This is a genomic window from Bradyrhizobium sp. Ken51 (assembly GCF_055807435.1).
Window position 1 is genome coordinate 52500 of the sequence record NZ_JBVVPB010000016.1, and the last position, 15268, is coordinate 67767.

General features: G+C 64.0%; 16 protein-coding genes. 1 reads left to right on the forward strand and 15 read right to left on the reverse strand.

Annotation, left to right across the window (positions count from 1 at the left end):
* The first annotated feature begins 86 nt into the window (after positions 1-86).
* Positions 87-695, forward strand: a complete 609-nt coding sequence (locus AC0L27_RS25125; protein ID WP_354209621.1) for a TetR/AcrR family transcriptional regulator — start codon at positions 87-89, stop codon at positions 693-695.
* Here AC0L27_RS25125 and AC0L27_RS25130 read toward each other — a convergent pair.
* From AC0L27_RS25130 to urtA, 15 genes are all read right to left on the reverse strand, one after another.
* Complete coding sequence (locus AC0L27_RS25130) at positions 692-2359, reverse strand: CHASE domain-containing protein (RefSeq protein WP_354209479.1); 1668 nt, start codon at positions 2357-2359, stop codon at positions 692-694. The genes AC0L27_RS25125 and AC0L27_RS25130 overlap by 4 nt on opposite strands.
* Before the next feature lie 297 nt (positions 2360-2656).
* On the reverse strand, positions 2657-3280 hold the full coding sequence (ureG, locus tag AC0L27_RS25135) for an urease accessory protein UreG (RefSeq protein WP_275172272.1): 624 nt from the start codon (positions 3278-3280) through the stop codon (positions 2657-2659).
* Positions 3281-3439: 159 nt separating this feature from the next.
* Positions 3440-4168, reverse strand: coding sequence for an urease accessory protein UreF (locus tag AC0L27_RS25140; protein WP_354209622.1), 729 nt, complete (start codon positions 4166-4168; stop codon positions 3440-3442).
* Positions 4149-4766, reverse strand: coding sequence for an urease accessory protein UreE (locus AC0L27_RS25145; RefSeq protein WP_473320609.1), 618 nt, complete (start codon positions 4764-4766; stop codon positions 4149-4151). Before AC0L27_RS25145 ends, AC0L27_RS25140 begins: the two co-directional genes overlap by 20 nt.
* Before the next feature lie 14 nt (positions 4767-4780).
* Entirely contained in the window at positions 4781-5080 is a 300-nt protein-coding gene (locus AC0L27_RS25150) for a putative quinol monooxygenase (RefSeq protein WP_007599815.1), read from the reverse strand.
* Between the two features lie 142 nt (positions 5081-5222).
* Entirely contained in the window at positions 5223-6938 is a 1716-nt protein-coding gene (ureC, locus tag AC0L27_RS25155; protein ID WP_354209481.1) for an urease subunit alpha, read from the reverse strand.
* 37 nt (positions 6939-6975) lie between these two features.
* Positions 6976-7515: an HD domain-containing protein gene (locus tag AC0L27_RS25160; RefSeq protein ID WP_275172275.1), complete on the reverse strand. Its 540-nt coding sequence runs from the start codon at positions 7513-7515 to the stop codon at positions 6976-6978.
* A gap of 57 nt (positions 7516-7572) precedes the next feature.
* Complete coding sequence (locus AC0L27_RS25165; protein WP_007599812.1) at positions 7573-7878, reverse strand: urease subunit beta; 306 nt, start codon at positions 7876-7878, stop codon at positions 7573-7575.
* A 111-nt stretch (positions 7879-7989) separates the two neighbouring features.
* Entirely contained in the window at positions 7990-8292 is a 303-nt protein-coding gene (locus AC0L27_RS25170) for an urease subunit gamma (protein WP_275172276.1), read from the reverse strand.
* A gap of 24 nt (positions 8293-8316) precedes the next feature.
* Positions 8317-9147, reverse strand: a complete 831-nt coding sequence (locus AC0L27_RS25175) for an urease accessory protein UreD (RefSeq protein ID WP_354209482.1) — start codon at positions 9145-9147, stop codon at positions 8317-8319.
* A gap of 31 nt (positions 9148-9178) precedes the next feature.
* Positions 9179-9874, reverse strand: coding sequence for an urea ABC transporter ATP-binding subunit UrtE (gene urtE / locus AC0L27_RS25180; RefSeq protein ID WP_007605420.1), 696 nt, complete (start codon positions 9872-9874; stop codon positions 9179-9181).
* Positions 9875-9877: 3 nt separating this feature from the next.
* Positions 9878-10639, reverse strand: a complete 762-nt coding sequence (gene urtD / locus AC0L27_RS25185; RefSeq protein WP_275172278.1) for an urea ABC transporter ATP-binding protein UrtD — start codon at positions 10637-10639, stop codon at positions 9878-9880.
* A complete protein-coding gene (gene urtC, locus AC0L27_RS25190) occupies positions 10636-11814 on the reverse strand; it encodes an urea ABC transporter permease subunit UrtC (protein ID WP_354209483.1) in 1179 nt (392 codons plus the stop codon). The genes urtD and urtC overlap by 4 nt, the downstream gene beginning before the upstream one ends.
* A complete protein-coding gene (gene urtB, locus AC0L27_RS25195; RefSeq protein ID WP_354209484.1) occupies positions 11811-13418 on the reverse strand; it encodes an urea ABC transporter permease subunit UrtB in 1608 nt (535 codons plus the stop codon). Before urtB ends, urtC begins: the two co-directional genes overlap by 4 nt.
* A gap of 84 nt (positions 13419-13502) precedes the next feature.
* Positions 13503-14828: an urea ABC transporter substrate-binding protein gene (urtA, locus tag AC0L27_RS25200; RefSeq protein WP_354209485.1), complete on the reverse strand. Its 1326-nt coding sequence runs from the start codon at positions 14826-14828 to the stop codon at positions 13503-13505.
* Positions 14829-15268: the final 440 nt, after the last annotated feature.

A 15268-nucleotide genomic window follows, 5' to 3' on the forward strand; every position in this document is an offset into this window, starting at 1 on the left:
CGGCACCCTCCGATTCCGCTAGGCCGGCCATCACGGCTGGGCTATGCGGAGCGGCAGCGGATTGCGCGAGGAGACCGGGCGTGGTGATGGCGAATGGCGGGGGTGAGGGAGCCGAGACCGCGCCCCGGCGCGGCCGGCCAAGGTCGATCGAGACCGCCAACGCCATTCTCCAAAGCGCCTATGCGCTGATGGCCACCACCGGCCTTGCCGCCACCACCATCGACGCGATCGCGCGCCACTCCAGCGTCTCCAAGATGACGATCTACAAATGGTGGCCGTCCCGCGAAGCCTTGCTGATCGACGCCTTCCTTCACCATGCCGCGCAGATGCTGCCGCTGCCGCCTGCAAGCTCGGGCAGCCCCGCCGCGCGCGCACGCCGCCATGCCGCGGCCTATGCCGAAGCGCTCCAGGGCGAGTTCGGCAAGGTCCAGCTCGCCGTCATCTCCGAATGCATCTCCAAGACCGGCTCGGCGGAGCTGTTCTACGCCCGCTATCTGCAATTCCGGCGCGACGTGCTGATCGAGATGATCGCCGCGGGCCAGAGCGACGGCAGCATTCTGGCGGAAGCACCGCCCCAGGATCTCTACGACGCCATCTATGGCGGCCTATTCTACCGCTACGTCTTCGGCATCGCGCCGATCACGCCGGCCTACGCGCGGACTCTGGTTGACCTCGTGCTGCGGCCGAAGATCTAGGGCGCTTTCCGCGGCGGCCGGATCGGTGCTGACAGCTTGTCGGTGCGGTCGCGCTCGGTCATGTCCTCGACCGTCTCCATCGGCGCGGTCAGCTCGTAGACATAGGAGACATCGGTGAAATAGCGCTTGGCGGTGCCGCCGAGCGCCTCGGGCGCGACGCGGTCGAGCAGGATCAGGCCGAAATCGGAATCGGGGCGGCGCGTCGCTTCGCTGGTGTTGAACTCCTCCCAGCGGAAATAGAAGACCTCGCCGGTCCCCTCGTTCGTCACCGTCCAATTGGCAGTGATGTGCGGATGCTTGCCGACCAGCGACAGGCCCTCGTCGGAATGCGAGGCGAGCTCGAAGAACAGCAGCGACAGGCTCTGCGCCGCGCGCGCGCTGACTGCGATATCAGGACCGGTAACGGCGATGCGGTCGGCATGCGGAATGGCGCGCGCCTCGAACAGGCCCTTCAGCTTGACGCCCTGCCATTGGCTCTCGCTGAGCAGTGAGACGACATTGGACATGGCGTGGATGCGGCCGATCAGGAGCTCGCGCGCGACATCGATGTCGGAGCCATGGCGCAGCGTACGGGTCACGATCGACTGGATCACCGCCAGGATGTTTTTGACCCGATGGTTGAGCTCGTCGATGACGGCCGTCAGCCGGCGCTCGAAGCCGATTCTGACCTGGATTTCCCGGCTGAGCCGCAAATTGTTGTAGGCGACATAGCCGAACAGGCCGCACACCATCGCGGTGATCGCAAAGCCGATCGCCGCCACGATGATCGCAGTCTGCTCGGCGCGGCGCGCCGAATTGGTCTTGGCGTAATAGCCGAGCTGCCAGTCGCGACCACCGAAGCTCACCGTGCGCGTCGCCGACGGCGCCGCCCCATCGGCTGCCGTCGTTCGGGCCGAGACCACGCCTTGATCGTTGGCGACGAGTTCGCCACCCTCCCGGCGCGGATCCTTCAGCGCGACCGCGAACAACGACATGTCGTCGTTGGTCAGCATCAGGGAAGAGAGCTCGTAGGAAAATGTGATGAAGCCCGCCGGCTCCGTTGCGCCCTCGGGGATGACGGGAGCGGCCACAATGATGCCGATCGGCCCGTCGCCTCGCAGGAGGGCAACCGGTTCTGAGGCAACCGATCTCTTCTCCACTCTGGCGCGCGTCAGCATGGCGCTGCGCACCTGATCCTGGTCGTAACTGCGGCCGGGCAGCCCCTTGGTCTCGTTGCTGCGCGGCTCGAGATCCAGCAGCACGTCGATCGGCTGGGTGACACCTGCCGGATCGATCGGCTTGTCGTCATAGGTGCGGATTCGCGGATTGGGGAAGCCGGCGCTCGCGATGGCGGTCTGCGCTGCGGCAAGTTCGTTCGGCTTCAGGCGGGCGACCCAGCCCGCCACCACGAAATCGGTCTTGAAGGCGTAGATGGCCGAGCGCAACGGCTCGAGCATGTTGGGCTTGAGCACCGACGGCGCCCGGAACAGGCCGGAGGCAACCCGCGCGAGCAGTTCGCGCTCGGTGAGCCGGTCCTGGACCAGGCTGGCATGGACGTCGATCGCGCGCGCCAGCGCGATCCGGTCCAGCGCCAGCTCCTGGTCGTGGACGCGATAAGCCGCAAGCCCGGAGAGCAGGGCTCCGAGAAGAGCAATGAAGCCGATGATGAAACCCAGCCTGACCACGCGACTACTCAGGCGAAAGCAGGAGGTCGGCAATAAACACGGAGCATATGGACGCCGCTCGAACGGGCACGTGCCGAAACAGGGTGAACCCCAATGGCCGAGATAATGGAGGAGGAGGCATCGATACGCAACTTGGGTCGCCTGAAAAGCTCAAATCCGCCCAGCCGATGGTCCGGCCGGGGCGGATTTGCTCCGGGCACCGGAGGTAATCAATCGCCCTGACCGAAATTTGTTCCGCGGACACGGCTCTGCCCAACGCGTTAACGGGGAAACGCCTGCGTTAGGTCGTCGCGCCGGTCAGCCGGCCCGTTTCAAGCCGCCTTTGGCCTCAATGAAGCCGATGATGCGGTCCAGCCCCTGGCTCTTCTTCAGGTTGGTCATGACGAACGGCCGCTCGCCGCGCATGCGCCTGGCGTCCGTCTCCATCTTTTCCAGGGAAGCGCCGACATAGGGCGCCAAGTCGATCTTGTTGATGACAAGGAGGTCGGACCGGGTGATGCCGGGGCCGCCCTTGGACGGGATCTTGTCGCCGGCCGCCACGTCGATGACGTAAATGGTGAGATCGGCAAGCTCCGGGGAAAAAGTGGCAGCGAGGTTATCACCGCCGGATTCGATCAGCACGAGATCGAGCCCGGGAAACTTGGCGCGCATATCCGCCACCGCGGCGAGATTCATCGAGGCATCCTCGCGGATCGCGGTGTGCGGGCAGCCGCCGGTCTCGACCCCTGCAATACGATCCGGCGTCAGCGAGCCCGAGCGTACCAGGAATTCCGCATCCCATTTGGTGTAGATGTCGTTGGTGATCGCGGCGATGTCGTAGCGCTCACGCATGGTCTTGCAGAGCAGGTCCATCAGCGCGGTCTTGCCCGATCCGACCGGACCGCCGACACCGACACGCAAGGGGCCGTGGGAAGTAGGCATTGAGTGTTTCCTATTGTCGTCCTGGCGAAAGCCAGGACCCATTACCACTGAACCCGATTGTCACGGCACGCTGGAGCCACATCTGTGCATAGCCACGCGCACTCGTGGTTATGGGTCTTGGCTTTCGCCAGGACGACGATGGAAAGCTGCGCACCCCGCTCATGACCGAAACAGCCGCGTATATTGCGTCTCGTGCCGCAGGCTGGCGAGGTCGGCGCGAAACGTCGCGCCGCCGAGATCGTCCAGCGTCGCATTCAGCGCACGATTTGCAGTCCCGGCAACCGCGGCTTCCAGCCTCACCAGCACGCGTTGGCTGTCGGTCTGGCCGAGCGGAATGAGCCGGCTGGCCGCGGAAATCCAGTTCGAGACCAGCGCATGCAGGAAGGCGTGCAGCGTCGGCGCCAGCGGCACGCCGTGCATCGCGGCGACCACGCCAACAGCAACGGGATAGACCAATGGCGTGCGGCACGACGCAAGCATGGCATCCAGCCCGTCGGCATCCCACGCGGCGCGGGCGATCTCGATGAAAGCACGGCCCTGCGATGTCGTCTCCAGCTGCCGCTCGCGCGACGGCACGAAGGCCGCGGCGAGCTCGGCGATATCGCTCAAGGTGTCGCCCTCGCCCGCTTCAGTGGCGCGATAGGCGTGGACCAGAAAGGTCGCATCGCAGAAGCCCGAGCCATCGCGAAGCATCGCATCGAGCCAGTCCGCCAGCGACGCGGTGTCGGTGATGTCGCCGGCCTCGACCGCCCATTCGATGCCGCTGGAGTAGGAAAAGCCCCCGACGGGAAACGCGGGCGACAGCCAGGTCATCAGCCGGTACAGCGCCGCCGCCTCGCGCTCCGCGAGGTCGCGGGCCGCGACCGGCTCATTTGTGGTCATGAGCATGCTTGTGGCCGTGGTCATGGTCGGGGTGATCGCAATGCTCGTCGTGGTGGTGATGGTGAGCGTGACCGTCGCCATGTGCGGCATGACCATGGTGGTGATCATGACCGTGATGATCATCGTGGCCATGATCGTGATGCGCGTGGTCGTCGTGTCCATGCGCATGACCGGCATCGGCATAGGCGCCGCCCTCGGGATCGAACGGCGCCTCGATCTCGATCACGCGCGCGCCGAGGCCCTTCACCATGGCTTCGATGACGTGGTCGCGGCGGATGCGCAGGCCCTTGGCCATGATCTGCGTCGGCAGATGGCGATTGCCGAGATGCCAGCCGACGCGAATGAGGTGGTGCGGATCGTGGCCGCGGATCTCAAGCAGCGGTTCGGCAGCGGCGACCACCTCGATCAGCCGACCGTCCTCCAACACCAGCGCATCGCCGCCGCGCAGCGCGACGGCATTCTCCAGGTCGAGCAGGAACTCGAGCCCCCGCGTCCCCGTCATCGCCATGCGGCGGCGGTGTCGATCGTCGAAATCGAGCACGACCGTATCCGCCGGCGCTTCCGCGAATCGGTGTTGTCCCCTGACCTGCGTCGCCCGGATCATGCGCTTTTACCCCGTTACCGTGTCTCGACCTTCTCGGGCGTGATCACTTCGATTTTTGGCGGCGCCGTAAAACACTTCACCGCGACGCGGCCGAACGTCTTCATGTGCTCCATGGCGCGATGCGGCACCAGCGCCTCGGCATTCTCCCACTGCTCGACGAACACCATCTTGGCGGGATCGGTGACGCTCTCATGCAGATCATAGGCGATATTGCCGGGCTCTTTCCGGGTCTCCTTGATGCAGGCGGTGGCGGCTGCAATGAATTCGGCGCGCGTTTCAGGCTTGATGGTCAAGGTGGCGACGACGTAGATCACGAGAAATCCTCCCGGCTTTTCTTCTGGGCTTCAGATACCGGGCGGGACCTTAGACCAGGCGGGATCGAACGCAAAACCCGGAAAAGCCGCCCCCGGATATGCGACCAAGACATGGTCCGGAGACATGCGTTGAGGCGCTATTTCAGTACATGAAATATCGCTGCGCCATCGGCAGCACCTCGGCGGGGGCGCAGGTCAAAAGCTCGCCGTCGGCGCGGACCTCATAGGTCTCCGGATCGACCTCGATATTGGGGGTGGCGTCGTTGTGGATCATGCTCTTCTTCGAGATCCTGCCGCGGGTGTTCTGGACCGCATAGAGCTTCTTGTCGATGCCGAGCTTGCGCGCGAGGCCGCCGGTGATGGCGGCCTTCGAGGTGAACACCACGGAGGACGCGGTCACCGCCTTGCCGAAGGCGCCGAACATCGGCTGGTAATGCACCGGTTGCGGGGTCGGAATCGAGGCGTTGGGATCGCCCATGGGAGCGGCGACGATCATGCCGCCCTTGACGACACAATCCGGCTTGACGCCGAAGAAGGCCGGCGACCACAGCACGAGATCGGCGAGCTTGCCCTTCTCCACCGAGCCGATCAGCTTCGAAACGCCATGGGCGATCGCGGGATTAATGGTGTATTTGGCGATGTAGCGCTTGACCCGGAAATTGTCGTTGTCCTTGCCCTTGTCCTGCGGCAGCGAGCCGCGCTGCTTCTTCATCTTGTCGGCGGTCTGCCAGGTCCGGATGATGACCTCGCCGAGGCGGCCCATGGCCTGGGAGTCCGAGGAGATCATCGAAAGCGCGCCGAGATCATGCAGGATGTCCTCGGCCGCGATGGTCTCCTTGCGGATGCGGCTTTCGGCGAACGCGAGATCTTCCGCGATCGAGGGATCGAGGTGGTGGCACACCATCAGCATGTCCAGATGCTCGTCGATGGTGTTGCGCGTAAAGGGCCGCGTCGGATTGGTCGAGGACGGCAGCACGTTCTTCAGTCCCGCGACCTTGATGATATCGGGGGCGTGACCGCCGCCAGCGCCCTCGGTGTGGAAGGCGTGGATGGTGCGGCCCTTGAACGCCTTGATCGTATCCTCGACGAAGCCTGATTCGTTGAGCGTGTCGGTGTGGATCATCACCTGGATGTCGTAGTCGTCGGCCACCGACAGGCAGGTGTCGATCGCGGCCGGCGTCGTGCCCCAGTCCTCGTGCAGCTTCAGCGCACAGGCGCCGGCCTTGATCATCTCGACCAGCGCGGCGGGCCGCGAGGCGTTACCCTTGCCGGAGATGCCGATATTGACCGGGAAGGCGTCGAACGACTGGATCATCCGCCCCATGTGCCACGGACCCGGCGTACAGGTGGTAGCGAAGGTGCCATGCGAGGGACCGGTGCCGCCGCCCAGCATCGAGGTGACGCCGGACATCAGCGCGTGCTCGATCTGCTGCGGGCAGATGAAATGGATGTGGCTGTCGAAGCCGCCGGCGGTGAGGATCTTACCTTCGCCCGCGATCACGTCCGTGCCGGGGCCGATGATGATGGTGACTCCCGGCTGAATGTCGGGATTGCCGGCCTTGCCGATGCCGGCGATCATGCCATCCTTGACCGCGACGTCGGCCTTCACGATGCCCCAGTGATCGACGATCAGCGCATTGGTGATGACGGTGTCCGCCGCGCCCTGCTTGTTGGTGACCTGCGACTGGCCCATGCCGTCGCGGATCACCTTGCCGCCGCCGAACTTCACTTCCTCGCCGTAGGTGGTGAAATCCTTCTCGACCTCGATGATGAGGTCGGTGTCGGCCAGCCGCACCTTGTCGCCGGTGGTCGGGCCGAACATGTCGGCATAGACGGAACGCTTTATTTTGACGGACATCACAAGCCCCGTTTGCGTTTGAATGTTGGATCGGCGCTCACAGCGAGGTCCTCGCTGTAAGCACCATGTCGTCGAATGTCGTATCGATCCAAGAGTTGTCGCCGCGGCAACCGGCGACAACCTGCTCGGCCCAGTCGGTGTAATCGACGAGGTCGTCACGTTCCTCGGCCGTCGGATCGGAATGTACGCGCGCGCCGATATTACTGATCTTGTCGGCGATCTTGATCAGCCTGGCGCCAGCCGATTTTTTCGGTGCGTCGAGCACCTGACGCCGCCGCCGCTCCGGCTTAGGCAGGCTCATATCGTCGGTGCATTCCTCGACAAGCGACGCGACACGGTCGGAGAATTTTTGCGCGAGCTCCTCGCGCGTGGTGTCGGTGTCCTCGATCGCATCATGCAGCCAGCCGGCTGCAACGAGTTCGGCGTCGGCGCCGTCGGTCGCGGTGGCTAGCAGGTTCGCGACTTCGGCGAGGTGGTTGATGTAAGGCTCATGACCGCGGCCCTTGCGCGCCATCCCGTTGTGGCGACGCGCGGCGAGTTCGGCGGCTTCGGAGACGAGGCGGACAGGTGACAGCATGGCAAAGTCCTCCGTTTTCGCCTCAACCGTGCCGCGCCACGCTCGTTCCTGTGGAATTCACAGCTTCCCCATCACGTCGCCGCGGAATCCGTAGATCGTCTTCTTCCCGGCCACCGCGACGAGCTGAACGTCGCGGGTCTGGCCCGGCTCGAAGCGAACGGCGGTGCCGGCGGCGATGTCGAGGCGCATGCCGCGGGCCTTCTTGCGGTCGAACTTCAGGGCCGGGTTGGTCTCGAAGAAATGGTAATGCGAGCCGACCTGGATCGGACGGTCGCCGGTGTTGGCAACCGTCAGCGTCACGGTCTTGCGGCCCGCGTTGAGCTCGATCTCGCCGTCCTGGATGAAGAGTTCGCCGGGGATCATTCTATCCTCCTCGTCATTCCGCGGCTCGCGCAACGAGAACCCGGAATCTCGATCAACAATTGCTGGATTCCGGGTTCGCCCTTCAGGCGCCCCGGAATGACGAATTCAAAACTACCTAATCGGTTCGTGCACGGTGACGAGCTTGGTGCCGTCCGGAAAGGTCGCCTCTACCTGGATGTCGTGGATCATCTCGGGAATGCCCGGCATCACCTGGTCGCGGTTGAGGACCTGCGCGCCCGCCTGCATCAACTCGGCGACGGTGCGACCGTCCCGCGCGCCCTCGAGGATGAAATCGGAGATGAGCGCGATCGCCTCGGGATGGTTGAGCTTGACGCCGCGATCCAGCCGGCGGCGGGCTACGATCGCCGCCATCGAGATCAGAAGCTTGTCCTTTTCGCGGGGAGACAGGTTCATGCGAAATCTCTTCCGTTCACTTCGTCAATTCAACCAGAGTCGCGGTAGCGCCGCGCCGGTGCGCGCCAATACGGCCATCATGTCACCGCGCAAGCGCGCCGCATCTTGGGCACAGAACCGCGCCATTGCAAAGCCATTCCAGGCGGATATCCCGACCTCGCCGGCGAAGGATTCCGAGGCCTCGCGGAGACGCTCGATCAGGGCCTCGTCGCCGGGCACGATCAGCGCCGTGCCGATCGCAGCGCCGCCCTTGGCCACCGCCGATCGCGCAAGCTTGGCGCCGATATTGCCGTCCAGCCTGACCGTCTCGGCGAACACCAGCTTGCCGCCGCGACGCAGCCGCCAGCGGTCGACGAACTCGCCCTGCTCCATCCGTTCACCCATCGCGGTACGGCCGAACACCACGATCTCGCACAGCAGGAGCGAGGCAGTCGCATCGAGGTCTATGTCGAATCGACGCCGCACGCGCGCCCGGTCGAACAGGATCGTCTCCTGCGGCAGCCAGCCGAGATGTGCGCCTGCGGCAACCTTCAGCGCTATATTGAGCTCCGCCGCCTGCCCTGGCGCGCGGTAGACCTTTTCCGCGGCCGCCGTCGTCAGCGTCAGCTTCGAGCTATCTGCGGCCGCGATCTCGATGTCGAAGCGGTCGCCGCCGGCGACACCGCCGGCCGTGTTGACGAACACGCCGGAGAGACCCTCGTCCTCCGGCGAAGGGAAGCGCACGCGCAGGGAGCCGGACTCATGCAAGATCCCGCGCCGCGTCACACCGTCGCGCGCGTGAACGTCGAAGCGCACCGCGCCGCGGGCCCGGTTGGCGTCGAACACCGAAGATGTCGCTAGAACGTCGCTGCGCATCCGCCTCCCCAGCCGGTCGCGGCAGAATGGCCTACAGCGCCATCTGGCGGCTGATTTCGCTCGCGTCCAGATTGGAGCGGTCGCAGGTGAACTTCACCGCGCCGCGATCCATCACCGCAAAACTGTCGCCGAGTTCGCAGGCAAAGTCGAGATATTGTTCGACCAGCACGATGGCGATGTTGCCGAGGTTGCGCAGGTACGAGATGGCACGGCCGATGTCCTTTATGATCGAGGGCTGGATGCCCTCGGTCGGCTCGTCGAGCAGCAGCAGCTTTGGCCGCATCACCAGCGCGCGCCCGATCGCGAGCTGTTGCTGCTGGCCGCCGGAGAGATCGCCGCCGCGTCGTCCGAGCATGGATTGCAGCACCGGGAACAACGAATACACGTCGTCCGGAATGTGCTTGTCCTCGCGCCTGAGCGGGCCGAAGCCGGTCTTGAGATTCTCCTCGACTGTCAGAAGCGGAAAGATCTCGCGCCCCTGCGGCACGAAGCCGATGCCCTTGCGCGCACGCTCATAGGGCTTCAGGCCCGTGATATCGCTGCCGTCGAGCACGATCGCGCCCGACGAGATCGGGTACTGCCCGACCATGGCGCGCAGGAGTGAGGTCTTGCCGACGCCGTTGCGCCCGAGCACGCAGGTGACCTTGCCGGGCTCGGCCGCGATCGAGACGCCGCGCAGCGCCTGCGCCGCGCCGTAGAACAGGTTGATGTCCTTGACCTCAAGCATCGCTCAGCGCCCCAGATAGACTTCGATGACCCGCTCGTTGGACGAGACCTGGTCGATGGTGCCTTCCGCGAGCACGGTACCCTCGTGCAGGCAAGTGACCTTGACGCCGAGCTCGCGCACGAACGTCATGTCGTGTTCGACCACCATCACGGTGTGGGTCTTGTTGATTTGCTTGAGCAGCTCGGCGGTGAGATGCGTCTCGACGTCGGTCATCCCAGCGACGGGCTCGTCAACGAGAAGCAGTTTCGGATCCTGGGCCAGCAGCATTCCGATCTCGAGCCACTGCTTCTGGCCGTGGCTGAGGCTGCCGGCGAGACGGCTGCGGGCATCTGTGAGGCGGATCGTCTCCAGCACCTTGTCGATCTGTTCGGATTCCGCCCGGCTGCCGCGCCAGAACAGCGTGCCCTTGACGCTGTGGTCGACATTGAGCGCGAGCAGCAAATTGTCCTGCACGGTCTGGCTCTCGAACACGGTCGGCTTCTGGAATTTGCGGCCGATACCAAGCTCGGCGATGCGGGTCTCGTCCAGCCGCGTCAGATCGGTGACGCCGTCGAACAGCACGGTGCCTTCGTCGGGCTTCGTCTTGCCGGTGATGATGTCCATCATCGTGGTCTTGCCGGCGCCGTTCGGGCCGATGATGGCGCGCATCTCGCCGGGCTCGAGCGTCAGCGAGAGGTTGTTGATGGCGTGGAAGCCGTCGAACGAGACGTGCACGCCGTCGAGATACAGCATTGCGGAGGTAGCGCGGGTGTCCATGACGTTCATTGCGCCTCCTCCGCCATTTTGGGTTCGGTGACGCCGTCTTCGGCCGCGGCGCTCGCAATGGTCGCGGCGTCGCGCCTTTCCTTCGACGAGTCCCACCAGGCGTTGAAAGTGCCGACGATGCCCTTGGGCAGCAGCAGCGTTACCAGGATGAACATGGCACCCAGCATGAACAGCCAGTAGGGCGCGAGCATGCCGGAGGTGAAGAACGTCTTTGCGTAGTTGACGACGACGGCACCGAGCGCAGCGCCGACCAGCGTACCGCGGCCGCCGACCGCCACCCAGATCACTGCCTCGATCGAATTGCCCGGCGCGAATTCGCTCGGGTTGATGATGCCGACCTGCGGCACATAGAGCGCGCCGGCGACGCCGGCCATGCAGGCCGATACCGTGAACACGAACAGCTTGTAGGATTCGACGCGGTAGCCGAGGAAGCGCGTGCGCGATTCCGCATCGCGCACGGCGATCAGCACCTTGCCGAGCTTGGACGAGACGATGGCGCGGCAGATCAGGAAACCGGCGATCAGCGCCAGGCAGCTCAGCGCGAACAGCGCAGCACGCGTGCCCTCGGCCTGCACGTTGAAGCCCAAAATGTCCTTGAAGTCGGTCATGCCGTTGTTGCCGCCGAAGCCGAAATCATTGCGGAAGAAGGCGAGCAGCAGTGCATAGGTCATCGCCTGCGTGATGATCGACAGATACACGCCCGTGACGCGGGAGCGGAAGGCGAGCCAGCCGAAGCAAAAGGCCAGTAGACCCGGCACGATCAGCACCATCAGCGCGGCAAACCAGAACATGTCGAAGCCGTACCAGTACCAGGGCAGCTTCGAATAGTTCAGGAACACCATGAAGTCCGGCAGGATCGGGTTGCCGTAGACGCCGCGGCTGCCGATCTGCCGCATCAGGTACATGCCCATCGCGTAGCCGCCAAGCGCGAAGAAGGCGCCGTGGCCGAGCGAGAGGATGCCGCAATAGCCCCAGATCAGGTCGATCGAGAGCGCCAGGATGGCGTAGCAGACATATTTGCCCCAGAGCGCGACGAGATAGGTCGGCACTTGCAGGAATGAGCCCGCGGGCAGCAGCAGGTTGGAGAGCGGGATGAGGATGCCGCAGGCCACGACGACGGCAAGGAAGATCGTCGCGCCGCGGTCCAGCGATCGCGTCAGCATGTGAGGGGTCATGCTTCCACCGCACGGCCCTTGAGCGCGAACAGACCGCGCGGCCGCTTTTGAATGAACAGGATGATGAGAACGAGGATGGCGATCTTGCCGAGCACGGCGCCGGCGACCGGCTCCAGGAATTTATTGGCGATGCCGAGCGTGAAGGCGCCGACCAGCGTGCCCCAGAGATTGCCAACGCCGCCGAACACCACGACCATGAAGCTGTCGATGATGTAGCTCTGGCCGAGATTGGGGCTGACATTGTCGATCTGCGACAGCGCCACGCCGGCGATGCCGGCAATGCCCGAGCCGAGGCCGAAGGTGAGCGCATCGACGCGCGAGGTGGCGATGCCCATCGAGGCCGCCATGCGGCGGTTCTGCGTCACCGCGCGCATCTCGAGCCCGAGCGCCGTGTAGCGCAGCATCGCGAGCAGGATCGCGAACACCGCGAGCGTGAAGACCAGGATCCAGAGCCGATTATAGGTGATGGTGATCTGGCCGAGCTCGAACGCACCGCTCATCCAGGAGGGGTTGCCGACCTCGCGGTTGGTCGGACCGAACATGGTGCGCACCGCCTGCTGCAACACGAGCGACAGGCCCCACGTCGCCAGCAGCGTCTCCAGCGGACGGCCATAGAGAAAGCGGATGATGCTGCGCTCGATCACGACGCCGAGCGCACCCGCCACCAGGAAGGCGAGCGGCACCGCGATTAGCAGCGAGTAGTCGAACAGGCCGGGATAGCGCGTGCGGATCACCTCCTGCACCACGAAGGTGGTGTAGGCCCCGATCATCACCATCTCGCCATGGGCCATGTTGATGACGCCCATCACGCCGAACGTGATGGCCAGCCCGATCGCGGCAAGCAGCAGCACCGAACCGAGCGAGAGGCCGTACCAGGCATTCTGCACCATCGACCAGACCGCGAGCGAACTCTGGATCGAGCCGATTGCGCTCGCGGCAGCCTTGGTCACCGAGGCCGGCTGGTCGCCCATGCCGGTGAGCAGCGCCATCGCCTCCTGGTCGCCGCGCGCCTTGATGGTGGCAACAGCTTCGAGCTTCTCCACCTCGGTGGCGTCAGGCTTGAACAACAAGATCGCCGCACGGGCGTCGCCGAGCGCAGCCTTGACGGATCGGTTGGTTTCCTTGGCGAGCGCGCCATCGACGGCTTCGAGCGACGTCTCCTCATGCGACTTGAAGACGGATTGCGCGGCCTGGAGCCGCGCTCCGATGTCCGGTGACTGCAGCGTCAGGCTGCCGATCGCGGCATCGACGCTGCGGCGCAGGCGGTTGTTGAGGCGGACCGCGCTTGCACTGTCGGGTACGCTGGCCACGGCCTGACCAGTCGCGGCATCAATCGACTTGCCGTCCGCGCCGGTGACGTAAACCTTCTTGCTATCGGGATCGGCCATGAGCCGGCCGTCCTGGAGCGCGCTGATGATCGGAAAGGCCAGCGTATTGCCGCTGCTCGCGACGACGCCGATCGCTTCTTCCGTGTCGGAATAATCGTCGTTGGCGAATTTGGCGACCGCATCCTCGAACGGGCCGGCGAAGGCCGGCAGTGCGAACGCGATCAGGAACAACGAGAGCAGGAGCGAACAGACGCGGGCGGACAAATTGGCTGGCACTGTGAAAGACCCCGGCAGAAAAGGGTGGAGAAGGCGGCGGGATCGCCGCCTTCTCCGATCTTGCAATGGAGCGTCAGATCCGGATCAGGAGCCCGAACCGAGACACTTGTTCGTCTTGGTGTTGAAGTTACCGCACTTCTTGCCAACCCAGTCGCCGACCAGGTCCTTGGAGCCGTCGAGTTCCTTCGACCAGGCATCGCCCGCGACAAGACCCGGGGTCTTCCACACCACGTCGAACTGGCCGTTGGCTTTGATTTCGCCAATGAACACCGGCTTGGTGATGTGATGGTTGGGAAGCATCTTGGAGGTGCCGCCGGTGAGGTTCTTGGCTTCGATGCCCGGGAGCGCATCGATCACCTTGTCCGGATCGGTCGACTTCACCTTCTCGACCGCCTTGACCCACATGTCGAAGCCGATCACGTGCGCTTCCATCGGATCGTTGGTCACGCGCTTCGGATTCTTAGTGTAGGTCTGCCACGCCTTGATGAACTTCTCGTTCTCCGGCGACTTGATCGACTGGAAGTAGTTCCAGGCGGCGAGATGGCCGAGCAGCGGCTTGGTGTCGATGCCGGCGAGTTCTTCCTCACCCACCGAGAACGCGACGACCGGGATGTCCTTCGCCTTGATGCCCTGGTTGCCGAGCTCCTTGTAGAAGGGAACGTTGGCGTCGCCGTTGATGGTCGAGACCACCGCGGTCTTCTTGCCGGCCGAGCCGAACTTCTTGATGTCGGCCACGATCGTCTGCCAGTCGGAATGACCGAACGGCGTGTAGTTGATCATGATGTCTTCCTGGGCGACACCCTTGGACTTCAAATAGGCTTCCAGGATCTTGTTGGTGGTGCGCGGATAGACGTAGTCGGTGCCCGCGAGCACCCAGCGCTTCACCTTCTCGTCCTTCATCAGATAGTCGACGGCGGGGATCGCCTGCTGGTTCGGCGCGGCACCGGTGTAGAACACGTTGCGCTCGCTCTCCTCGCCCTCGTACTGCACGGGGTAGAACAGGATGCTGTTCAGCTCCTTGAAGACCGGGAGCACCGACTTGCGCGACACCGAGGTCCAGCAGCCGAACACGACCGAGACCTTGTCCTTGGTGATCAGCTCGCGCGCCTTCTCGGCGAACAGCGGCCAATTCGAAGCGGGATCGACCACGACGGCTTCGAGCTTCTTGCCGTTGACGCCGCCCTTCTTGTTCTGCTCGTCGATCAGGAACAGGATGGTGTCCTTCAGCGTAGTTTCGCTGATGGCCATGGTGCCGGAGAGGGAATGAAGCACGCCGACCTTGATGGTGTCGTCCGCGGCTTTCGCACCAGAAATGGAAGCCAGACCAAGCATCAGTCCGGCGGTCGCGGCGAGAACGCCACGGCGGCTAAATGGCGCCGCCGCTATATCGTGAGTGGATTTGCTTTGCATGAGTGTCTCATCTCCCTGACGCAGACGTGAAAAACGCTGCGAAACGGCCCCAACGGCCGCCTGCGATTAACGGATTCGCAAGAACCGTGCCATGGATTAGACACCTATTAACGCGTTGATTTCGCTTAAAAAATTGAGATAAAAAGAAGGGCCGCCATGGCCAGGCCGCCTAAACATTGAGCAATTCAAATGTATGCGAATGCGGCAGGCAGGTTAATTTCTAAGCAAATTTCTCGCCCTGGCTAAATTTCCGGCATAACTATTTCTGCACCGCGATCGCCGTTTGTGTGGGGTGTGCCTTGAAAGCGCCGCCTCAATGTTCCATATGGAAGCCGAGGCCTCCTGCGAATCAGGAGACCGTTGCGAGCCGCGTGTTCTTAAGCCCTTGCGGGCGTCTGGCTTGCCCCACCCCATCAAGCCATCCGACACCCCAAACACGC